The organism is Dyella sp. LX-66, from assembly GCF_018599165.1.
GTDB classification, from domain to species: domain Bacteria; phylum Pseudomonadota; class Gammaproteobacteria; order Xanthomonadales; family Rhodanobacteraceae; genus Dyella_D; species Dyella_D marensis.
In genome coordinates this window covers 129,342-151,879 of sequence record NZ_JAHFVJ010000007.1, presented here as the reverse complement: position 1 = coordinate 151,879, position 22,538 = coordinate 129,342, and the positions used below count along the sequence as shown (strand labels likewise).

Sequence of the window (22,538 nt, the reverse complement as noted above, 5' to 3'; positions counted from 1 at the left end):
CCCTCGCCACTGCCATTCGTAGTGTTGCCCGGCGGCGTGTGGCCGGGCAGGAGAGCGGAGACGGACTTGAGCGTGGGGCAGATCATGAAGGGCAGGGCGAGGCTTGGGTTGCCGGGTGGGCTGTTGGTTCTACTGGCATGTCTGCTGGCATCGGCGGCGATGGCGCAGGACGCCGGCGCGCCCATCCGCCAGTCGCGCGACGACGCCTGGTGGACCGGCCCCATGCTGGCCAACGGCGCCGAGACCTTGCCGCAGGGCCATATGCTGATCGAGCCGTACATCTATGACGTGATGACGCCCGGCGTCGATGCGTTCGGTTCGCGCGCCTACGTGCTGTACGGCCTGACCGACCGCATCACCGTCGGCGCCATTCCGATCATCGGCTACAACCGGGTAAGCAACGGCCCGAACAGTTCCGGCATTGGCCTGGGCGACCAGATCCTGCAGTTCCAGTACCGGCTGATCCGCTTCCACGAAGGCAGCTGGGTGCCGACCGTGTCGCTGATGGTGCAGGAGGCCGTGCCCACCGGGCGCTACGACCGCCTGGGCCGGCGCCCCGCCAATGGCATGGGCGGCGGCGCCTACGCCACTACCGTGGGCGTGAACATGCAGAGTTTTTTCTGGATGCCGAACGGGCGCATCCTGCGTGCGCGCCTGAATGCCACCACCACTTTTGCCGGACGCGCGGACGTCGAAGGCATCAGCACCTACGGCACCGGCCAGGATTTCCGCGGCCATGCGCGCGGCGGCGACAACTTCTACGTGGGCGCCGCGCTGGAATACAGCCTGACCACGCGCTGGGTGCTGGCGCTGGACCTGACCTACAGCCACAACGGCAACACCTGGGTGAAGGGTTTCAACGTGGTACCGGGAATGGAGCCGGTGCGGGTGAGCAACCGCTTCGGCCGCAGCGATGCGGTGGGCTATGCGCCGGCGATCGAATACAACTGGTCGCCCAATATCGGCGTGCTGTTCGGCGTGCGGGTGATTGCCGGCGGCAACAACACCAAGCGCTCGGTGACGCCGGCCATCGCACTTAATTACGTGCATTGATTCTTGTTGCCCCCTCTCCCCTCCGGGGAGAGGGCTGGGGTCAGGGGGCGGGCGGAGCAGCGAGCGGAGGGTCGAGAAAACGGAGAGAAGGAACCCCGGTAAGATGCGAACCATTCTCATCCCTATGCTAAGGTCGCGCCCCTGATTCCAGGCCAGCGCGACCGATGCCCGCCACGTCCCACCCGACCGCACGCCACCCTTGGCGCCTCCGCGACCTGCTGCGCAAGCTGCATCTGTGGCTGGGCTTGAGCGTCGGCCTGGCGTTCGTGGTCTTGGCTTTGTCCGGCACGGTGTTGGCCTTCCAGACGGACCTGCTGCGCTGGCGCCATCCGGAGTTGTTCGCGCATGCGGTGCCGACGCCGGAGCAGCGAGCTGCCATCCTCGAACGCATCCACGCCACGCATTGGCCGGCGCCCTTGCGCGCAATCGATACGCCCACTGCCGACATGCCGATGTGGCAACTCTCCCTCGGTGGGGAAAAACGCGTTTATCTCGATCCAAGGGATGGACATCCGTTGCTGGTGCGCTCGAAAAACGACGATTTCGTGCTTTGGTTGCGCGATCTGCATACGCATCTGCTCAGCGGACACAATGGCGAAACCGCGCTTGGCGTGCTCGGCCTGGCGGAGCTGAGCCTGATCCTGATCGGCCTCACCCTGTGGTGGCCGCGCCGCGGGCATTGGCGCCATGCGGTGCGCATGTACGCGCAACCGCCGACGCGCCGCTGGCGCAGCTGGCACCAGGGCGTCGGCGCGCTGCTGTTTCCGTTCCTGCTGCTCAGCACGCTTACCGGCGTCACCCTGATCTACAAGGACACCACGCGCAGCGCGCTCGCCGCGCTGTTCGGCGACAAGTCGTCGAAGCCGCCGAAAGCGCCGGCCGTCACGCCGAGCGACGCGCCGCTGCAATGGTCCGCCGCGCTCGCCGCCGCGCAGGCCGCGCTGCCGCAGGCCGAACTGCGCCGCATCACCTTGCCGAACGACCAGAACGCCGCGCTGACCGTCCGCGCACGCGGCCCGCAGGAGTGGAATGCGGTGGGCCGCAGCGTGGTGGTGGTCGATCCGTACAGCGCGAAGGTGTTGTCGGTGTACGACGCGCAGACGCAAGGCGGCGGCGCGAAGCTGGTCGACAAGATCTACCCGGTGCATTCCGGCCAGGTGGGCGGCGTGCCGTGGCAACTCGTGATTGGTGTGGTGGGTGTGCTGCCGGCGTTCTTCCTGGTCACCGGTTTTCTGTTCTGGCGTACGCGCACGCGCCACCGCAAACATGCGCAGCAGGCGCTTGGCAAGGCCTGAGCCGTACGCCCAGGTACGCGCGTTGCAGCAAGCGCTTAACGGCATTCCACACTAGAATTGCGGGTCTTACGCACATCCTTGAGTTGGAGTCGCCATGAGTTCCCCCGCCCAGCATGTTTCCGCCAGTGCTGCAGTGCACGAAGGCCGTCCCTTGCGCTTCGTCACCGCCGCCAGCTTGTTCGATGGCCATGACGCGGCGATCAATATCATGCGCCGCATCATCCAGTCGCAGGGCGCGGAGGTGATCCACCTGGGCCACAACCGCTCGGTGGAGGACGTGGTCCGCGCCGCCTTGCAGGAAGACGCCGACGCGATTGCGCTGTCCTCGTACCAGGGCGGCCACGTCGAGTACTTCAAGTACATGGTGGACATGCTCAAGGAACACGGCGCCGCGCATATCCGCGTGTTCGGCGGCGGCGGCGGCACCATCACGCCGGAAGAAATCCGCGAGCTGCAGGCCTACGGCGTGGAGCGCATCTACCACCCGAACGACGGCATGAAGCTCGGCCTCACCGAGATGATCGAGGACGTGATGCGCCGCACCCGCGAGGCCGCCGACAAGCGCGCCCACGCGGAGCAGGCCACCGCCGTCGCGCCGCGCGTGGATATCGACGACGAGATCTCGATCGGCCACATGCTCTCGGCGATCGAGGAAGGCGAGCTGCCGGACGCCGAGCTCGAACACCTGCGCAAGCAGTGGAAGATGGCCGGCAAGCAGACGCCGGTGCTCGGCGTCACCGGTACCGGCGGCGCGGGCAAGTCCTCGGTGGTGGACGAACTGCTGCTGCGCTTCCTGCACGCGTTCCCGGAAATGCGCATCGCAGTGCTGGCGGTCGACCCGACCCGCCGCCGCAGCGGCGGCGCGCTGCTGGGCGACCGCATCCGCATGAATTCGCTGCGCAGCCATCGCGTCTACATGCGCTCGATGGCCACGCGCCGCCAGCACGCCGCCACCAGCGTGGTGCTGCACGACTGCATCGACTTCCTCAAGGCGCAGCCCTACGACCTGGTGATCGTGGAAACCGCTGGCATCGGCCAGAGCGATTCGGAGATCGTCGACCTGGTCGACTTCCCGATGTACGTGATGACCAGCGACTACGGCGCGGCCAGCCAGCTCGAAAAGATCGACATGCTGGACTTCGCCGAACTGGTGGTGCTCAACAAGTTCGACAAGCGCGGCGCCGAAGACGCGCTGCGCGACGTGCGCAAGCAGTGGAAGCGCAACCGCACCGCCTTCGCCCTGAAGGACGAGGAAGTGCCGGTCTATCCGAGCATCGCCAGCCAGTTCAACGATCCGGGCGTGACCTGGATGTTCGCCAACCTGTGCCGCCTGCTGCGCGACAAGCTCAGCCTGCCCGCGCCGAAGTGGACGCCCGATCTGGACACCTCGCTGAAGGAGCCGCGCGCCACCGTGCTGATTCCCGGCAGCCGCGTGCGCTATCTGGCCGAGATCGCCGAGCAGGGCCGTGGCATCAATACGGAGATCGAGCGCGAGGCGGAATTCGCCAGCAAGGCGCAGCACTACTACGAGTCGCTGAAGGACCTGGGCGATGCGCGCCTGCCGCGCGAGCTGTCGCGCTACGACAGCGAGTCGCTGCACGAGGAGGGCGCCGACCGCACCCTGCTCACGCTGCGCCAGCGCTACAACCAGGCGGTGAAGGAGCTGAGCCACGAGGCCGTGCACCTGCTGCACGACTGGCCGGCGCGCTACAAGTCGGTCACCGACGAGTACAACGAGTACAAGGTGCGCGACAAGACGATCCGCGTGGAGAACTATCGCGAATCGCTGAGCCACCAGAAGATCCCGAAGGTGTCGCCGCCGAAGACGAGGGACTGGGGCGACCTGGTGCGCTTCCTGATGCGCGAGAACCTGCCGGGCTATTACCCCTACACCGGCGGCGTGTATCCGTACCGCCGCACCGGTGAAGACCCCACCCGCATGTTCGCCGGCGAAGGCACGCCGGAACGCACCAACCGCCGCTTCCATTACCTGAGCCAGGGTGGCGCGGCCACGCGCCTGTCCACCGCGTTCGACTCGGTCACGCTGTATGGCGAGGACCCGGCGCCGCGTCCGGACATCTACGGCAAGATCGGCAACTCGGGCGTCAACGTCGCCACGCTGGACGATATGAAGAAGCTGTATTCCGGCTTCGATCTCAGCGCGCCCAGCAGTTCGGTGTCCATGACCATCAACGGTCCGGCGCCGATCATCCTGGCGATGTTCATGAACACCGCGATCGACCAGAACGTGGAGAAGCATCTCAAGGCCGATCCGGCGCGCTGGAGCGCGGCGCAGAAGAAGATCGCCGCGCTGCATCCGCACGGCGGTCCGAGCTATTCGGGCGAGCTGCCCAAGGGCAATGAAGGCCTGGGCCTTGGCCTGCTCGGCATCACCGGCGACCAGCTGGTGGACGAAGAGACGTACGCGCGCATCAAGGAAGAAACCCTGCAGACCGTGCGCGGCACCGTGCAGGCGGACATCCTGAAAGAAGACCAGGCGCAGAACACCTGCATCTTCAGCACCGAATTCGCGCTGCGCATGATGGGCGACATCCAGCAGTATTTCGTCGACCACAAGGTGCGCAACTTCTATTCGGTGTCGATCTCCGGCTACCACATCGCCGAGGCCGGCGCGAACCCGATCAGCCAGCTGGCCTTTACGCTGTCGAATGGCTTCACCATCGTCGAGTACTACCTCGCGCGCGGCATGAACATCGACGACTTCGCGCCGAACCTGTCGTTCTTCTTCTCCAACGGCATGGACCCGGAGTACACCGTGATCGGCCGCGTGGCCCGCCGCATCTGGGCCCGCGCCATGCGCGAACGCTACGGCGCCAGCGCGCGCAGCCAGATGCTGAAGTACCACGTCCAGACTTCCGGCCGCTCGCTGCACGCGCAGGAAATCCAGTTCAACGACATCCGCACCACGCTGCAGGCGCTGTACGCGCTGTTCGACAACTGCAACAGCCTGCACACCAATGCCTACGACGAGGCGATCACCACGCCGACCGAGGAGAGCGTGCGCCGCGCGGTGGCGATCCAGCTGATCATCAACCGCGAGCTGGGCCTGAACTTCAACGAGAACCCCTGGCAGGGCAGCTTCGTGGTCGACGCGCTTACCGACCTGGTGGAAGAAGCCGTCTACCGCGAGTTCGAGGCGATCAGCGAGCGCGGCGGCGTGCTCGGCGCGATGGACACCATGTACCAGCGCGGCAAGATCCAGGAAGAGTCGATGTACTACGAGCAGAAGAAGCACGACGGCAGCCTGCCGCTGATCGGCGTGAATACCTTCCTGCCGAAGGACCACGGCGGCGAGATCGCCACCGAGATCGAGCTGATCCGCTCCACCGAAGAAGAGAAGGGCCAGCAGATCGACAATGTGCAGGCCTATGCCAAGGCCCGCAACGGCCTGGCCCCGGAAAGCCTCAAGGTCCTGCAGAACACCGCGCGCGAACGCCGCAATGTGTTCGAGCAGCTGATGGAGGCGGTGAAGTACAACTCGCTGGGGCAGATCAGCCATGCGTTGTACGACGTGGGTGGCGAGTACCGCCGCAACATGTAAGCGAAAGGGGCCGCGAGGCCCCTTTTTTTATCCCTCAGGCTTTCACCCCTCTCCCCTCCGGGGAGAGGGCAGGGTGAGGGGCCGCTCTAGCGATAACGCTGCGACCGAAGGATCTGTCAGCAGCGCCAAACCAACATCAGGGGGAAACGCATGACGAAGTTGTACTTGGCCATTGCCCTGTTCGCCGCATTTTGCTCCAGCGCGTTCGCCGCTGACTCGACCAGCACCGCCACTCCCGGCCCCACCATCGACGTCGACGACGTCTACCGCTTCTACCACCTCTACGACGCCACCAGCGGCCACCCCGCCGCCGAACAGCTCCAGCACGACTACCTCGACACCGGCTCCGCAGGCCTCCACCGCCTGGCCGAACTGCGCAAGGTCACCGGCGAGGCGATCGCCAAGTTCATGGCCACGCAACCCGCCGTCTATGCCGATGCCAAGCGCTGCATGGCGGTGCTGCCCGGCGCCCGCGCGCGCCTCATCACGGCCCTGGCGCGCTTTCGCCAGCTCTACCCGCCGATGGAGGCGGTGCCCACCACCGTCGCCGTCAGCCGCGGCAAGCCCGTGGGCGTCACCGACGACCAGGGCGTGATCATCGGTCTCGAAGCCCTATGCGCCATCAGCTACCTCGAAGCTAATCCCGAAGACCGCTTCGTGCATGTGATGGCGCACGAGTACGCTCACGCGCAACAGGCGCGCAAATCGCCGGCGTTCTTCAATGGGGACAAGCCGACCGTGCTGCAGCAGTCCCTGCTGGAAGGCGCGGCGGAATTCGTCGGCGAGCAGGTGTCCGGCAGCGTGGCGTATACCGGTTTGCCGGCGATGACCAAGGGGCGCGAGAAGGAACTGGAAACCGCCTTCCTCGCCGACCAGGACAAGACCGATCTATCGGCGTGGCTCTACAACGGCACGCTGACCAAGCCGGGCGACATCGGTTATTGGGTGGGCTACCGCATCGTCAAGTCGTACTACCTGCATGCGAAGGACAAGCGGCAGGCGGTGCGCGACATCCTCGAGATGAAGGATGCGAAGGCATTTCTCGCGGCAAGCGGATGGACGCCGGGGATGCGGTTTCCCTGAGGCGCGTTTTCGTCATTCCGGCCCGCGCCGGAATGACGTCCTGCGGCATCAGGCGCGATCGGCTTGCGTGAGCGCATCCGTCGATGCCGGCAGCGTCTCCGGCATCCGCACCAGCACCGGCAGCACCAGCAGAGCCACCGCGGCGATCATTACGCCAGGGATCACCTTCCACCCGGTGACGCCGATCAGCAACTCGGCCAGGAATGGCGTCAGCCCACCGAAGATCGCCGTCGCCATCGTCACACCCAGCGCCAAGCCGCTGAGCCGGCCTTCGCCGGGAAACTGCTCGGCGGTTGCCGGCGCGCCGACCGCGCTGACGCCACCCGCAAGACACGCCAGCACGATCGCGCTCAGCGCGATATCCACCTCCGTCCCGCGCGCCATCCACTCGAACATCAGCAAGGGCAACAGCACCCCCGCCGCGGCAAGCCACACCAGCACCGGCCGGCGGCCGACGCGATCGGACAGCGCACCTGCCAGCGGCGTGACCAGGATCACCGCCACCGCGGCCACGGTCGACAGCCACAGCGAGCGCTCTTCGGCGAGGATGCCCGACGAGCTCAGGAAGGCCGGCACATAGGTGATGCCCACGTAGTAGGTGATCGAACCCAGCGCCGAGATGGCGAAGGTGCGGAACAGGGCGGGGCGGTGGTGGGCAAGCGTGTGGCCGAGCGGCGAATCCGGCACGGTGTGCTGCTCCATCTGGCGCACGAAGTCCGGCGACTCCTCCATGGTGGAGCGCGCGATCCACACGCAGCCGGCCAGCGCCGCGCCGACGAAGAACGGGATGCGCCAACCCCAGGCATCCAACTGCGCCGTGCTCATGGCGCTCACCGTCAATGCGGAAACGCCCACCGCCAGCAGCGCGCCGATCTCGCTGGCGGCCGAGGCCAGCGAGGTGATCAGGCCACGCCGGTCCTTGCGTGCGCCTTCCAGCAGATAAGCCACCACGCCGGTGTATTCGCCGCCGACGGAGAACGCCATGAAACAGCGCAGCAGCAACAGCAGCGCACCCGCCGTCGAGCCGATGCTGGCATGCGACGGCAGCAGCGCCGTGGCCAGCATGGCCAGGGTCATCAGCATCATCGACAGCAGCAGGGTGCGGCGCCGCCCGATGCGGTCGCCGATATGGCCGAACACCATCGCGCCGAGCGGCCGCATCGCGTAGGAGATGGCGAAGCCGGCGAGGGTGGCCAGCAGCGAACTCTCGCCGCCGCCGAAGAACACCCGCGACAGCACGGTGGCGAAATAGAGATAGAGGGTGAAGTCGTACCACTCGACCACGGTCGAGAGGGCGGCGACCGCCATGGAGGCGCGGGAGATTTCGGCAGTGCCGGGCTTTTCGGTCATGCGGTGACGGCGGCCGGGTACGGGAACCGCGATCCTAGCGCGATCCGCCGTACCTGGCCCGTCAAGCCGCGATCAGGCTGCGATGCGCGGGAAATAGGCCTCGCGGTCGAGATCCTCGATCAGGCCCGGCCCGGTTGGCATCCAGCCCAGCGCCTCGCGCGTCTTCGCGCTCGATGCGGGGATGTCGGCACCGAAGAAATACGCGAGAAAGCCGAAATGCTCCTGCGCTTCCTCGCGCGTCCTGGCCACCACCGGCAGGCCCAGGCGCTGCCCGATGACTTCGGCGATCCGCTTCGTCGCCACGCCTTCCTCCGCCACCGCGTGATAGCACTTGCCAGCCGCACCGTGCTCCAGCGCCAACCGGTAGAGACGGGCGGCATCCAGGCGATGCACCGCCGGCCAGCGATTCTGCCCATCGCCGATATAAGCCGACACGCCACGCTCCCGCGCGATGCGGATCAGCCACGGCACGAAGCCATGATCACCGTCGCCATGCACGGTCGGCGACAGGCGCACGATGCCCGAGCGCACGCCGCGTTCGGCCATGGCTACGGTCATCACTTCCATCGGCAAGCGCGGCGAGCCATGCGAGGCGGCATCGGCGATGTCGTCCTCGGTGCCGATGCGGCCCGGTGCGAGCATGCCGGTGCCGGTGGTGCCGATCAGCGGCCGGCCGGAACCGGCCAGCGCTTCGCCCATCGCTTCGACCGCGCGGCGCTCGGTCACCGCGTTTTCCGCGTAGCGCGAGAAGTCGTGATTGAAGGCAGTGTGGATCACGCCATCGCAGGCGGTAGCCGCTTCGGCCAGCCGTTCCGGTTGTTCCAGCGAGGCATGCAGGATGTCGACGTCGCGTCCGGCCAGTACCGCGGCCGAAGCCTCCGAGCGGGCCAGGGCCAGCACTTTATGGCCCGCGGCAAGCAGATCATCGACGACGACGGAACCGACGAACCCTGTCGCGCCAGTAACGAATACACGCACAATGCATCCTCCAGGTTTGGGATGGGCGGCATCGTCCTCGCACGGCACGCATGGATGAAGCCGTGGCGTTATACGGGTATACGAACTAACAGGCTCGGCAAGCAGATGAATACGACGGTGGCCAACGACAACCTGCTCGGCGCCTATCTGCGCGATCGACGCGAACGGCTGGATCCGGCGGCGCTCGGCTATCCCGCCAGCCGCCGCCGCACGCCGGGCTTGCGCCGCGAGGAAGTGGCGCAGCGCGCCAACGTCAGCGCCACCTGGTACACCTGGTTGGAGCAGGGGCGTGGCGGAGCACCGTCGGACGAAGTGCTGGATCGCATCGCTCGCGCGCTGCTGCTGAGCGAGATCGAACGCCAACATCTGTTCCTGCTGGCGCTGGGGCGCCCGCCGGAGATCCGCTACCAGGCCAGCGAAGGCGTGACGCCGCGCCTGCAGCGCGTGCTCGATGCCTTGCCGTGCAGCCCTGCGATGGTGAAGACCACCACCTGGGACGTGCTGGCCTGGAATCGCGCCGCAGCCGTGGTGCTTACTGACTACGCCAAGCTCGAACCCGCCGAGCGCAACGTGCTGCGCCTGATGTTCTGCAACCCCGAGGTACGCGCGCATCAGGTCGACTGGGAAAGCGTCGCACGCTTCGTGGTGGCCGCGTTCCGCCTGGATGCGGCGCGCGCGGGCGCGGCGCGCAGCGTGCAGGCGCTGGTGGACGAGCTGAGCGAACGCAGCGCCGAGTTCGCCGCGATGTGGCAAAGCCAGGACGTGCAGCAGCACGGTGGCGGCACCAAGCAGCTGCGGCATCCGACGCTCGGCGCGATCGCGATGGAGTACTCGGCCTTCGCCGTCGACGGATGCCCCGACCTCAACATGGTGGTCTACAACCCGGCCACGCCGGAGGATGCGCAACGCATCCGCCGTTTGATCGAAGCATCGGAGCCCGACCGTAACCGGTGATGTGTAAGCGGTGTGAAGGTCGCCCGTTCCCTAAGGGAATCCACATCGCGCGATTGTGACAGCGCTCTCTTCCTGCAAGCCGTAGCGGATCGCAAGATGCGACGCACTAGGGGGAGCGTCACATGGTGTTGCGCAGCATTGCGTCGCGACTGGCCGCCTGGGTGCTGGCCGGCACCCTGCTCGTGGTCGTGGCCGGCGGGTTCCTGCTGTTCCGCGTCATCCGCGAGCAGATTCTGCAACAGACCCATCGCGAATCCGCGGTGCTCGCCGGCGACGTCAGCCATCGCATCCAGCACCGCCTCGACAAGGTGGCCGATACCGCGCAGACGCTGGCGGCGCTGATCGGGCCGCGGCCGGACGACGCGGAAACCCTGATCGGCGATGCGTTGCGGCACAACGGCGATCTCGCCGGACTCGCCGCGGCCTATGTGCCCGTATCGATGAACGCGACCGCACCGGTCCGCTCGCCCTTCGTCAGCCGCCAGGGCGACGGCAAGCTTGTCACGCGCGACCTGCTGAAGGATCCCGCGCCGTACTGGACACAGGCGTGGTTCCGCACGGGACTCGGCTGTGCCGTCGGTTGCTGGCAGCAGCCGTTCTTCTCGCAATCGCGGCAACGCCAACTGGTCAACTACTCGGCGGCCATCCTGGCAGGCGGCCGCGCGGTGGGTGTGCTGAATGCCGATGTCACGCTGGAGTGGCTGCAGGGCGTGCTGCAGAACTTGAACAAGCCCAAGGGCACCGAGGCTTTCGTGATCGACCAGCAAGGCGTCTATCTCGCCACCGATGGCCCGGCGCTGGCCGGCCGCCGTGCGCAGGACGAGCTGGTTGCGGCGCTGCGCGGCGATACGGCCGATCCGATCCGGCATACCGGCATCCTGGCCGCGCATGCCGGCGCGCCGGTGTGGATCTATCACGCACCGATCGACGGCACGCATTGGCAGTTCGGCCTGGTGGTGCCGGAGGAGCAGATCTACGCCGGCGTGCGGCGCACCTTTTCGGTGGCCTTGTCGGTAGGTGCGCTGGCGCTATTGAGCCTCACGCTGCTGACCCTGGTGGTCACGCGCCGCGTGCTCAGTCCGCTGGGCGTGTTGACCGAACGCGCCGAGCAGGTGGCGAAAGGCGCCTTGGATTTCGCCTTGCCCGTCGTGCGCCACCACGACGAAGTCGGCCGCCTCACGCATGCTTTCGACCGCATGCGCCACGAGCTGGCCGATCATCTGGCCGAGCTGGGCCGCGTCGCGCGCGAGCAGCAGCGCCTGGCCAGCGAACTGGAGATCGCCCAGCAGATCCAGACGGCCCTGCTGCCCGGCGCGCATTTCCTCGACGCGCGCTGCAACAACTTCGAGCTGCATGCGGTGCTGAAGCCGGCGCGCACGGTCGGCGGCGATCTGTACAGCTATTTCATGCTGCACGACCAGCGCTTCTACATCATGGTCGGCGACGTCTCGGACAAGGGCATTCCCGCCGCGCTGTTCATGGCCCGCGCGATCACCCTCGCCAAGGCCCTGGCGCCGCGCGCGCAATCGCCGCAGCAACTGCTGCAGCTGCTCAACCAGGACCTGTGCCGCAACAACGACGGCTGCATGTTCGTCAGCCTGCTGTGCGGCCTGCTGGATACCGCCACCGGGCATTTCTCGATGGCAAGCGCAGGCCATGAGCCGCCGGTGCTGTGGGGCGACGGCGCGCCGCAGTTGCTGGACATCGAAACGGGGCCGGCATTGGGCCTGGACGAAGAGGCTGCCTACAGTTCGCGCCGCGTACGCCTGCGGCCGGGCGAGACCTTGCTGATGTACACCGACGGCATCACCGAGGCGACCGATGCCAGCCTCAGCATGTACGGCCAGGAACGGATGCTGGCCTGTCTCGCGCGCTATGCCGTGCAGGCCGAGGGCGATCCGGCCGGCTATCTGCTGGCCGACGTGGAGGCGTTCGCCGCGGGCCATGGACAGGCCGACGACATCACCGTGCTGGCGCTACGCTGGCACCACGCCGGGGCAGACGGGAGCGCGTCCATGCTGGACCTGACCATGCCCGCTTCGATCGAAGCGGTATTCGACGCATTGAGGCATTGCGACGAGCAACTCGCGGGTGCCGGCGTCGCCCAGGGCGTGCGCGACGATGTGCGCCTGGTGCTGGAAGAACTGATGGTGAATATGGCCGAGCATGGGCGCCCGCCTGACGGCGAGGCGCGGATCGAGCTGCGCATGGCCCTGGCCGCCGATGCCGTGCTGGTCGACTTGCATCACGACGGCCAGGCCTTCAATCCTTTGCTGTCGCCTCTGCCGCAACTTACCGGCGACATCGCCGACCGCGAGATCGACGGCGGCCTGGGCATCCACCTGGTACGCGCCATGGCCAGCGATTTCAGCTACGCACACGACGAGCAGGGCAACCACCTGCAGTTGCGTTTCATCCTTCCTTCCTGAGCGGAGGCACGACCATGAGCTTCAGTCTTGATACCGCTGCCCTGTCGCCCGAGCGCAGCACTTTGCGCCTGCATGGCCGGCTCGATGCGTTGACGTTCGGCGATTTCGACGGCGGCGCCGCGCCCGTGCTGGAGCAGATGGGGCAGGGCGGCACGGTGGTGCTGGATCTGTCCGCGCTCGATTACATCAGCAGCGCGGGTTTGCGCAGCATTGCCAAGATCCGCAAGGCGATGCGTGCGCGCGAAGGGCATACCTTGCTGGTGAATCCGCAGCCGCAGGTGCGCAAGGTGTTCGAGATCGTCAAGGCGGTGCCGGTGAGCGATGTGTTTTCCAGTGTGGAAGAGCTGGATGAGTATCTGGACCGGATTCAGAAGAGGGTGCTGGGCGGAGACGATGACGACGTGTAGGCAGGCGTAGGTTGGGGTGAGCAAAGCGAACCCCAACGCAGCGATATGGGCGGGAACCTCGTTGGGGTTCGCCATAGGCTCACCCCAACCTACGGGACCTGTCCCTGCCATCAGTCACCTTTGCCAACTCGCGCAAGGCATGTATACACTGTATACATGCCGAAACTCACCACCCCCGAGAAGATCCTCCGCGCCGCGCACAAGCTGATGGACCGCCATGGCGCGGATGCCGTCACCATGCGCCGCGTCGCCGAGGCGGTGGGCATTACGCCGATGGCGATCTACCGCCATTTCCCCAACCGCGAGGCGCTGCTCAAGCGCATCTCCGACGACAGCTTCGCCAGCGTGGCGCAGGACTGGTCGGAGCGCGCGAGCCATCCGGATGTCTACCGGGGCCTGCTGCAGTCGCTGGAGCAATACCTCGACTATGCGCTGACCCATCCGAACCTGTTCGACCACGCCTTCTCCGTGCGCCGCGACGACGCACGCCGTTTTCCCGAGGATTTCCGCGACCGCCAGTCGCCCACGCTCACCGTCATCGCCGACAAGCTGGCCGAGGGCATGGCGCAGGGGCTGTTCCGAAAGGCGGATCCCTGGGACGTGGCCATGACCCTATGGGGCCTCGGCCACGGCCTGATCTCGCTCTACCGCGCCGGCCGCTTCAGCTACGACGAGCGGCAGTTCCGCGCCTTCTATCTGCAATCACTGGAGACCGTGTTCGATGGCATCAAGCCTTGATTCGCGCCGGCTCATCGCCGGCCTCGCCGCCACCGCGCTGTCCGCGCTGGCCTATGGTTTCGGTACCGGCTTGCAGCCCCTGCCCTGGCTCACCTGGCTGGCGCCTTTGCCGCTGGCCTTGCTGGCGCCGCATGTCAAAGCGCGCTGGCTCGCGCTCGCGGCCTTCGTGGCCGGGGCGCTGGGGGCGCTCAATCAGTGGCATTACCTGCACGGCGTGATCGGCCTGCCGATGCCGGTAATCGTGCCGTTTACCGCATTGCCGGGCGTGGTGCTCGCGTTGTGCCTGCTGTTCTTCCGCCGGCTGCTGCGGCGCGGACACGGCATCGCCGCCATGCTGGCCATGCCGGCCTTATGGGTGGCGATCGAATACGCCAATACGCAGACTTCGCCGCATGGCACCTTCGGCAGTCTCGCCTACAGCCAGATGGATATGTTGCCCGTGCTGCAGCTGGCTTCGATCACCGGCTTGTGGGGCATCGGCTTCCTGTTGCTGCTGATCCCGGCGGCGCTGGCGGTGGCGTTGACGCGCAAGGCCGCAACGCACGCACGTCTCGCCGCCGTGGCCATCATGGTGGTGGCGATGGGCGCGACGCTCGCTTATGGCTACGCACGCCTGCATGCACCGGCGACCGGCTCGATCAAGATCGGCCTCGCCTCGATGGAAAAGCCGGTGCGCCCCGCCTTATCGGCGCCGGAAGGGCAGGCATTGCTGGACCGCTATCTCGCCGCGATCGATCGCCTCGCCGCCGGCGGCGCCACCGTGATCGTCACGCCCGAAACCGCCTTCGCCACCGGCGAAACCACCGTCCCGGCCTTCGCCGAAGCGGCGCGCCGCCATGGCCTGATCCTGGCCACGGGCATCGACGCGAAAGGCGGCGCGGACGGCGAGCGCAATGCGCAGTGGGTGTTCCGTCCCGGGCTGCAGTCGCCGGCCACCTATGCCAAGCATCACCTGATCCCCGGCTTCGAAAACCAGTACACGCCCGGCGCTACTTACACCATGCTCGACGGCTCTCCGCGCATCGGCCTGGCGATCTGCAAGGACATGGACTTCCACGATATCGGCCGCGCCTACGCCGACCGCCAGACGCAGCTGCTGCTGGTGCCGGCCTGGGATTTCGGTGTCGACGGCTGGTTCCACGGGCGCATGGCGATCATGCGCGGCGTGGAAAGCGGCTTCGCCATTGCCCGCGCGGCGCGCGCCGGTCGTCTTACGCTGAGCGACGACCGTGGCCGGGTGGTGGCGGAAGCGTCCAGCGAACAGCATGATGCGGAACTGGTCGGCGAGCTGCCGCTGCACGCATCGCGCACGTTCTATGCGCAATGGGGCGACTGGTTCGCCTGGGCGGATCTGGCGCTGCTGGCCATCCTGCTGGTGTGGGCCTTCGTGGTGCCGCCCCGTTCGAGTTGAACCGTTGCCGGAGATGCGGATGCCTGCCCCCACTGACGAGGAATTCTGGATCGCCGCGGAGGGTGGCCGGCTTTATGTAAAGCACTGGTATCCCGCCGCGGAGAACGCCGCAGACGCACCCATCGTGCTGTTCCACGATTCCCTGGGTTGCGTGGCGCTGTGGCGCGACTTCCCCGCGCAGTTGGCGGAAGCAACCGGGCGGGGTGTGATTGCCTACGACCGGCTTGGCTTCGGCCAATCCGATCCGCACCCCGGCCACCTGGATGCGGGCTTCGTCGACGAGGAAGCCCGCCATGGTTTCCGCTTTCTGCGCGAAGCCCTGCGCCTGGACCGCTTCGTTGCCTTCGGCCACAGCGTCGGCGGCGGCATGGCGGTGGCCTGCGCCGCGGCGTGGCCGGAAGACTGCGTGGCGCTGATCACCGAATCCGCGCAGGCCTTCGTCGAAGACCGCACGCTGCAAGGCATCCGCGAGGCGAAGCAATCGTTCGCGCAGCCGGGCCAGCTCGACCGCCTGCGCAAATACCACGGCGACAAGGCGGCCTGGGTGCTGCAAGCCTGGACCGAGACCTGGCTGGCGCCGGACTTCGCGGACTGGAGCCTCGATCGCGCCTTGCGCCAGGTGACCTGCCCGGTCCTGGCCATCCACGGCGACCGGGACGAATTCGGCTCGCCGCGCCATCCCGGGCGCATCGCTAGCCTGGCCGCAGGGCCGGTGGCGAAGCACGTGTGGGAGGGCTACGGCCACGTGCCGCATCGCGAGAACGCCGCCGCGGTGACGGCGCTGGTGGCCGCCTGGCTGCAGGCGAACGGCGGCGGTTGAGCGCCGCCGCGCCATTAATCAAAACCTAACGGCCCTGGCGCATGCTCCTGCCTTCCTGTCCTGGCCGGGTGTGCCTGTGTATCTGCTGCTGGTGGAAGACGATGCGATGCTGGGCGAAGCCATCTGCGATGGCATTCGCGAACAGGGCTGGGCGGTCGACCGGGTGAACGACGCCGGTTCGGCCAGGGCGGCCCTGGTCGACCACCCGTATACCGCCGTGCTGCTGGATATCGGCCTGCCCGGCGATTCCGGCCTGACCGTGCTGCGCTTCCTGCGCGAGCGCTACGACGCCATCCCGGTGCTGGTGCTCACGGCGCGCGGGCAGCTGAGCGACCGCATCCGCGGACTGGATGCCGGCGCCGACGACTATCTGGTCAAGCCGTTCCAGCTCGGCGAACTGCTGGCCCGCGTACGCGCGGTGGCGCGGCGCAGCGAAGGCCTGGTGGTGCCGACGCTGCGGCACGGCGACGTGGTGCTCGACCCGGTACGGCGGCGCGTGACCAAGGATGGCGAAGCGGTGGCGCTCAGCGCTTATGAGTACCGCATGCTGCTCACCCTGCTGCAGCGTGCCGGCCACGTGGTGACGCGCGACGAACTGGAAAAGGCCATCTATGGCGACCGCGCCGCGGTGGGCAGCAATACCGTTTCGGTGTTCGTGCACCAGTTGCGGCGCAAGCTGGGCGACGACCTGATCGCCACCGTGCACGGCCATGGCTACACCCTCGGAGGCATGCTGTGAGATCGCTGCAGTGGCGCATGCTGGCGGCGCTGGGCCTGGTCATCGTGCTGGCCTGGTCGATCTCGATCGCGATGTTCGCCGCGGTGCTGGTCTCCGGCCGCGCGAATTTCTGGCACGAACATCTGGATCGCCTGGGCCAGACCCTGGTCGGCAGCCTGCCGGACCAGCTCAAGCCGGATACGCCCGCACAGGCGGCGGCAGCGGTGCCGCCGCCGATGGCGCAAGGCGATCCCGGCGGCATCCTCACCGCCGTGGTGCTCAATACGGTTGAACTGGCCATCGTCGGCCTGCTGATGTGGTGGGCGGTAGTGGCCTCGCTGCGGCCCCTGAAGGCGATCTCGGCGGAGATCGGCCGGCGCAAGGCCTTCGATGCCACGCCTTTGCCCACCGAGCGCGTGCCGTCCGAACTGCGTCCCTTGATCGTCGGTTTCAATGCGCTGCTCGGCCGCGTCGATACGGCGATGAAGGCGGAACACCAGTTCATCGCCGACGCCGCGCACGAGTTGCGCACACCGCTGGCGGCGTTGCACGTGCAGGCCGACGTCGCCTTGCTTGCCGGTACGCCGGAGCGCAAGGACGAAGCCCTGCGCAAGCTGCTCGACATCGCACAGCGCAGCCACCGCCTGGCCGAGCAGTTGCTGGACCTGGCGCGGCTGGATGCGGGGCTGCACGCCTTGAGCGTGCAGCGCACCGATCTGCTGGAGCTGGCCAACCACGTGGTCAACGAATTCGCCGTGCGTGCCGCGGATCGCGGCACGCGGCTGTCGATCGACGGCACCTCCTGCTGGGTGCGCTGCGACGTCGACGAAATGGGCATCCTGATCCGCAACCTGATCGACAACGCGCTGCGGCACGGGCGCCCGGACGGCACGGTGGAAGTGACCTGCGGTCACGTCGTGCGTGACGGCGGCACCCACCCGGTGCTGGAAGTGGTCGACGACGGGCCAGGTGTGCCCGAGAGCGAAATGGCGGCGATCTTCGAGCGCTTCTATCGCGCCAAGGGCGCGGTGGTGCGCGGCAGCGGCATCGGGCTTTCGCTGGTGGCGCGCATTGCGGAACTGCACGAGGCGACGATCGAGGCCGGCGTGGGAGCGGGTGGATCGGGGCTGCGCGTCCGCGTGGTGTTTCCGGCGCAAGGCTGAACCCGTCAGCATCCGTTCAAGTGCCAAGCACAGGTCTAATCAAATCCTAAAACCCTCTTCCTAGCCTTCACTCCGCAGCGGCGAACCACGCCGCTCGATCCGAAGACTTCGTCGCGCGGCGATCGCCGCGTCACCCATGCACAGGAAGGGAATATGCGTATCCACCCGAAGGCGCCCGGCGCCATGTTGTTCTGCGCCGCCGCGCTGGCCTTGTCCGGCTGCGCCACCACGCGGCCGATGCCGTACCAGGGTATCGAGTCGTCCAGCTATCTGCGGCCCAATGAGGACTCGCACCGCGGCCACCAGCCCTATGTCTACGACACGCCGGTGGAGTGGAGCCGCTACCGCAGCTTCGTGCTCGACCCGGTGGACATCTACCGCGGTCCGGATCAGCAGTTCGAGAAGGTTTCCGAACAGGACAAGCAGGCGCTGGCCGGCTACATGCAGGAGCAGTTCCAGGCCAGGCTGCGCGAACGCTATGCGCAGGTGTTCGAGCCGCGGCGCGACACGCTGCGCATCCGCATCACGCTCACCGGCGCGCGCGCTTCGACCAAGTTCATCAGCACCTTCACCAAGATGGATATCGGCGGTGCGCCGTACAACGCCGTGCAGGCCATGCGCGGCAGGGAAGGCCTGTTTACTGGTTCGGTCAGCTACGCGGTGGAGATCTACGACGCCCAATCGCAGCGCCTGCTCAAGGCCTATGTCGACAAGCAGTATCCGAACGCGATGAATATGAAGGCCACGTTCGGCGCGATGAGTGCGGCCAGGACCGGCATCCAGAAGGGCGCCGACAACCTGCTGCAGAGCATGCAGTGAACGGCGCCGGGCCATGCGCACGCATCCTTCCCTGATCGTCTGCCCGCATTGCGATGCGGTGTATCGCCGCCCCGCGCTCGCCGCGGGGCAGGTGGCGCGCTGCGGCGAATGCGATGCGGTGCTGCACCGCGCCGCGCGGCTCGATATCAACGGCTGGGCGGCGCTGACCGTGGCGGCGGCGATCCTGTTCGTGCTGGCCAATACGTTTCCAGTGATCAGCGTGGGTCTGCAGCCGTTCCGCAACGACGCCACCTTGTGGCAGGCCACCGCTTCGCTGGTGCATGGCGCCTGGGCGCCATTGGCCTTGCCGGCCGTGGCGGTGGCCATCGTGGCGCCGCTGGCGCAGATCGCACTGCTGGGTTGGGTGCTCGCCTATGCGTGGCATGGGCGGCGTGCACCGGGCTTTCGCAGCGCCATGAAGGCGCTGGACTGGCTGCGGCCGTGGAGCATGCTCGATGTGGCGCTGCTGGGCGTGGCGGTGGCGGCGGTCAAGCTGGCGGGCATGGCCGAGGTGGCGATCGGCCCGGGGCTGTGGGCGATGGCGGCATTGATCGGCGTCACCGCGGTCACCGCGAAAGGCGATCCGCGCTGGCTGTGGGAGGCGACCGAATGAGCCCGCGGCCGCGCGCGCAGCCTCTGGGCATGATCGGCTGCCGTGTCTGCGGGCTGGTGGTATCGGCCTCGCTGCAGACCGGCGGGCGGTCGTTCTGCCCGCGCTGCCGCGCCGAACTGCAGCCTCGCCTTGCGGGTGGGCTGGCGCGCGCGTGGGCGCTGTGGATTGCGGCGTTGATTTTCTACATCCCGGCGAACCTGCTGCCGGTGATGGATATCCGCACGCTAGGTGACGTGGAGCACGCGGCGACCATCCTGGGCGGCGTGGCGGATCTGTGGCGCGATGGCTCGTACGGGGTGGCCGCGGTGGTGTTCGTCGCCAGCGTGCTCATCCCGGGCGTCAAATATCTCGCGCTGGCGTTTCTGTTGCTGACGGTGCGCCATGCCAACGGCTGGGCCAGGCGTGCGCGCGCACGGCTTTATCGGCTGCTGGAAGCGGCGGGGTACTGGTCGATGCTCGATGTGCTGGTGGTCGGCCTGCTGGTCAGCCTGGTGCAGTTCCAGGCCTTGGGCGAGATCCAGCCGCGCGCCGGCATCCTGTTCTTCGGCATGTCGGTGGTGCTGACCATGCTGGCGACGCAGAGCTTCGACGAGCGGGCGATCTGGGATGGGCCGGAAGGGGGCGAGGGCTGAAACGGTTCGCCGCAGGCCATGCACGTGCCGCCGCATTTCGCTGGATCGAGGCCGTGGCCGTCCCGCTTAATCGGCGCACCCCACCTGATCGGAGTCGCCGTGAAAATCCTGCTTCCCGCGCTGTTCGTACTTGCCGCATCCCTGGCTCCCGCCGCGCAGGCCAAGGATGCGGCCAATGTGGCGCAGTCCCGCACCCAGATTCAGCAACTGGTCGAGCAGTTCAAGACCGCGATCAAGGCGCACGATGGCGAGAGCATGGCCAAGCTGTTCATGCCCGGCAGCTCCTGGTTCCAGACCCTGGACGATGCCTCCTACGAGAAGATCAAGGTGAAGGAACCCAACGCCCGGCAGGTGACGCCGGGTGATTTCCAGAAGTTCTCGCAGTTCGTGGGCAAGGCGAGCAAGCCTATCGAGGAGACCTTCGACAACGTGCGCATCGAAACCGACGGCAGCATCGGCACGGTGTACTTCGACTACGTGTTCCTGGAATCGGGCAAGCCCACCAACCACGGCGCCGAAACCTGGCAGCTGGTGCGCACGCCGGATGGCTGGAAGATCAGCGCGATGCTGTACTCCGTCGTGCTGGATGACAGGCACTGAGCTTCGGGCTAGGGTGCGCCGTAGCCGGCGACGGACCGGCGCACCTTTTGGGCACCCAAGCCATGCAAGCCTCGCCGACGCGACCCGCCGTTCCACCGTTCTGGCTTCCGCTGGTCGCGGGATTGCCGATTACCTTGTGCATGGCGGTGATGGCCTTGCCCGAGCTTGGCCGCGCGTATGCCGGCGCCTATCGCCTGTTCTTTGCGGTGGCTTATCTGTTCTGGATCGTGCCGCTGAGTGTGCTTCAGCGGAAGCTGTGGCAACGGCGCACGTCGGCCTGGCTTACGGCCGTCGTGCTGCTGGTGGCGACCTATGTGCCGTCGGTGATCAACAACGCCATCGGCGGATGGGCGGCCGTGCGCGTGGGGCTGCTGCCTTCGCTGCCGCTGCAGCGGATCTTCACCGGACTGGATGGCTGCTGGCTGGCGCTGATCGCCTTCTGCGCGATCCATGCGCTGGTATTGCACTACACGGAATTGCAGCACTCGCGCCTGCGCGAAGCCGAAGCCGCGCGTTTCGCCCGCGAGGCGCAGTTGCGCGCCCTGCAATACCAGCTGCAACCGCACTTCCTGTTCAACACGCTCAACAGCATCTCCTCGCTGGTGGCCGACGGCCGCGGCGCGGATGCCACGCGCATGCTGGCGCGGCTCGGCGATCTGTTGCGCGACTCGCTGGAACGCAGCGACGCCCAGGAAGTGACGCTGGCCGAAGAACTCAGCACCACCGGGCATTACCTGGATATCGAGAAGGCCCGCCTGGGTCGCCGGCTCAAGGTCGACATGCGCATCGGCGCCGGCGTGCTGCAGGCGCTGGTGCCGCCGCTGCTGCTGCAGCCGCTGGTCGAGAACGCGATCCGCCATGGCATTGCTCCGCGTGTGGAGGGCGGCACGTTGGCGCTGCAAGTGGAGCGGCAAGGCGAATGGCTGGATATCGAGTTGCGCAACGATGGCGTGGCGCCGGTTGAGGGAAGCGGCGAGCGCAATGGCCGTTCCAGCGCGGTGGGTTTGACGAATGTGCGGCAACGTTTGCTGGCGCTCTATCCCGGCACGCACGATTTCCAGATGAACCTGGCGGACGATGGCGCTTGCCGCGTCAGCATCCGCTTGCCGCTGCGCTTGTCCTCATCGTCCCGCGGCGCCGAGGCGCTCAGCGCATGATGCGCGTGCTGGTGGTGGACGACGAGCCGCTGGCGCGCGGCGGCGTCCGCGCACGCCTTGCCGCGCATGCCGATATGCAGCTGGTGGGCGAAGCGGCTGACGGCGAGGAGGCGATCAAGAGCATCTCCGCGCTGCGGCCGGACCTCGTATTCATGGACGTGCAGATGCCCGGCCTCGACGGCCTCGCCGCATTGCGCCTGCTTCCGCCCGCCGAGCGGCCGCTGTCCATTCTGCTCACCGCCTACGACCACTTCGCGGTCGGCGCCTTCGAGATCCAGGCGCTGGACTACCTGCTCAAGCCGGTCGACGACGAGCGCTTCCGCGAATCGCTGGACCGTGCACGCGCGGCGTTTCGCCATCGCACGGTGGGCGAGGCCGCGCCGGCGGCTTATGCCAGGCGTTTCAGCGTGCGCACCGGTCAGCGCATTGCGGTGATCGACGCCGACGAGATCGACTGGATCGAAGCGAGCGACGACTACGCCGGCCTGCATGTGGGGCCGCGTGTGCATCTGCTGCGCGAACCCTTGCATCAGCTGGCCGGGCGGCTCGATCCGGCGCAGTTCGTGCGCATCCATCGCTCGGCGATCGTCAAGCTCGACCGGGTTGCGGAGCTGGAGCCCCTGGTCAACCGCGACTGCCTGCTGCGCCTGCGCGATGGCACGCCGCTGCGGGTGAGCCGCACCTACATCGATCAGCTCAACGCGGCCCTGGCAGCCCGTTGATGGCGTAGGATCGACGGATGCCAGGAGCGGGGAA

Annotated in this window: 20 protein-coding genes; 18 read left to right on the top strand and 2 right to left on the bottom strand. The window is 67.2% G+C overall.

From position 1 onward, the window contains the following. Nucleotides 1-123: 123 nt before the first annotated feature. The 4 genes from KK141_RS15455 (at nt 124) to KK141_RS15440 (ending at nt 6,993) form a co-directional block, all read left to right on the top strand. Nucleotides 124-1,053, top strand: a complete 930-nt coding sequence (locus KK141_RS15455) for a transporter (protein ID WP_250901781.1) — start codon at nt 124-126, stop codon at nt 1,051-1,053. Nucleotides 1,054-1,217: 164 nt separating this feature from the next. Further along, nucleotides 1,218-2,348: a PepSY-associated TM helix domain-containing protein gene (locus tag KK141_RS15450; protein WP_214571457.1), complete on the top strand. Its 1,131-nt coding sequence runs from the start codon at nt 1,218-1,220 to the stop codon at nt 2,346-2,348. 94 nt (nt 2,349-2,442) lie between these two features. Further along, nucleotides 2,443-5,910, top strand: a complete 3,468-nt coding sequence (locus KK141_RS15445) for a methylmalonyl-CoA mutase family protein (RefSeq protein WP_214571456.1) — start codon at nt 2,443-2,445, stop codon at nt 5,908-5,910. Between the two features lie 150 nt (nt 5,911-6,060). Next, the gene (locus KK141_RS15440) at nt 6,061-6,993 is read left to right on the top strand and encodes a DUF2268 domain-containing putative Zn-dependent protease (RefSeq protein ID WP_214571455.1); all 933 of its coding nucleotides are present in this window, start codon (nt 6,061-6,063) and stop codon (nt 6,991-6,993) included. 48 nt (nt 6,994-7,041) lie between these two features. On the opposite strand, the gene KK141_RS15435 is transcribed toward KK141_RS15440, so the two are convergent. Both KK141_RS15435 and KK141_RS15430 read right to left on the bottom strand, forming a co-directional pair. After that, nucleotides 7,042-8,301 (bottom strand): MFS transporter, encoded by a 1,260-nt coding sequence (locus KK141_RS15435; RefSeq protein ID WP_250901780.1) that lies wholly within the window; start codon nt 8,299-8,301, stop codon nt 7,042-7,044. A gap of 114 nt (nt 8,302-8,415) precedes the next feature. Continuing rightward, the gene (locus KK141_RS15430) at nt 8,416-9,321 is read right to left on the bottom strand and encodes an SDR family oxidoreductase (protein WP_214571453.1); all 906 of its coding nucleotides are present in this window, start codon (nt 9,319-9,321) and stop codon (nt 8,416-8,418) included. A 54-nt stretch (nt 9,322-9,375) separates the two neighbouring features. On the opposite strand from KK141_RS15430, the gene KK141_RS15425 reads away from it, so the two are divergent. The 14 genes from KK141_RS15425 to KK141_RS15360 all read left to right on the top strand — a co-directional run bounded on the left by KK141_RS15425 (nt 9,376) and on the right by KK141_RS15360 (nt 22,504). Beyond that, nucleotides 9,376-10,275, top strand: coding sequence for a helix-turn-helix transcriptional regulator (locus KK141_RS15425; protein WP_345777586.1), 900 nt, complete (start codon nt 9,376-9,378; stop codon nt 10,273-10,275). 122 nt (nt 10,276-10,397) lie between these two features. Further along, entirely contained in the window at nt 10,398-12,704 is a 2,307-nt protein-coding gene (locus KK141_RS15420; protein ID WP_214571452.1) for a SpoIIE family protein phosphatase, read from the top strand. A 14-nt stretch (nt 12,705-12,718) separates the two neighbouring features. Further along, nucleotides 12,719-13,111, top strand: a complete 393-nt coding sequence (locus tag KK141_RS15415; protein ID WP_214571451.1) for an STAS domain-containing protein — start codon at nt 12,719-12,721, stop codon at nt 13,109-13,111. A 156-nt stretch (nt 13,112-13,267) separates the two neighbouring features. Beyond that, the gene (locus KK141_RS15410; protein ID WP_214571450.1) at nt 13,268-13,849 is read left to right on the top strand and encodes a TetR/AcrR family transcriptional regulator; all 582 of its coding nucleotides are present in this window, start codon (nt 13,268-13,270) and stop codon (nt 13,847-13,849) included. Then, the gene (locus KK141_RS15405; protein ID WP_214571449.1) at nt 13,833-15,260 is read left to right on the top strand and encodes a nitrilase-related carbon-nitrogen hydrolase; all 1,428 of its coding nucleotides are present in this window, start codon (nt 13,833-13,835) and stop codon (nt 15,258-15,260) included. The genes KK141_RS15410 and KK141_RS15405 overlap by 17 nt, the downstream gene beginning before the upstream one ends. A 19-nt stretch (nt 15,261-15,279) precedes the next feature. Next, complete coding sequence (locus KK141_RS15400) at nt 15,280-16,080, top strand: alpha/beta hydrolase (protein WP_214571448.1); 801 nt, start codon at nt 15,280-15,282, stop codon at nt 16,078-16,080. A 76-nt stretch (nt 16,081-16,156) separates the two neighbouring features. Next, nucleotides 16,157-16,819: a response regulator transcription factor gene (locus tag KK141_RS15395; protein WP_214571447.1), complete on the top strand. Its 663-nt coding sequence runs from the start codon at nt 16,157-16,159 to the stop codon at nt 16,817-16,819. Then, entirely contained in the window at nt 16,816-17,961 is a 1,146-nt protein-coding gene (locus tag KK141_RS15390) for an ATP-binding protein (RefSeq protein WP_214571446.1), read from the top strand. The genes KK141_RS15395 and KK141_RS15390 overlap by 4 nt, the downstream gene beginning before the upstream one ends. 183 nt (nt 17,962-18,144) lie before the next feature. Continuing rightward, nucleotides 18,145-18,780 (top strand): DUF3313 domain-containing protein, encoded by a 636-nt coding sequence (locus KK141_RS15385; protein WP_250901799.1) that lies wholly within the window; start codon nt 18,145-18,147, stop codon nt 18,778-18,780. 13 nt (nt 18,781-18,793) lie between these two features. Beyond that, nucleotides 18,794-19,393 (top strand): paraquat-inducible protein A, encoded by a 600-nt coding sequence (locus KK141_RS15380; RefSeq protein WP_214571445.1) that lies wholly within the window; start codon nt 18,794-18,796, stop codon nt 19,391-19,393. Beyond that, entirely contained in the window at nt 19,390-20,025 is a 636-nt protein-coding gene (locus KK141_RS15375) for a paraquat-inducible protein A (protein ID WP_214571444.1), read from the top strand. Before KK141_RS15380 ends, KK141_RS15375 begins: the two co-directional genes overlap by 4 nt. A gap of 99 nt (nt 20,026-20,124) precedes the next feature. Then, nucleotides 20,125-20,625 (top strand): nuclear transport factor 2 family protein, encoded by a 501-nt coding sequence (locus KK141_RS15370; protein WP_214571443.1) that lies wholly within the window; start codon nt 20,125-20,127, stop codon nt 20,623-20,625. A 62-nt stretch (nt 20,626-20,687) separates the two neighbouring features. Continuing rightward, on the top strand, nt 20,688-21,782 hold the full coding sequence (locus KK141_RS15365; RefSeq protein WP_214571442.1) for a histidine kinase: 1,095 nt from the start codon (nt 20,688-20,690) through the stop codon (nt 21,780-21,782). Then, complete coding sequence (locus tag KK141_RS15360; RefSeq protein WP_214571441.1) at nt 21,779-22,504, top strand: LytTR family DNA-binding domain-containing protein; 726 nt, start codon at nt 21,779-21,781, stop codon at nt 22,502-22,504. Before KK141_RS15365 ends, KK141_RS15360 begins: the two co-directional genes overlap by 4 nt. Nucleotides 22,505-22,538: the final 34 nt, after the last annotated feature.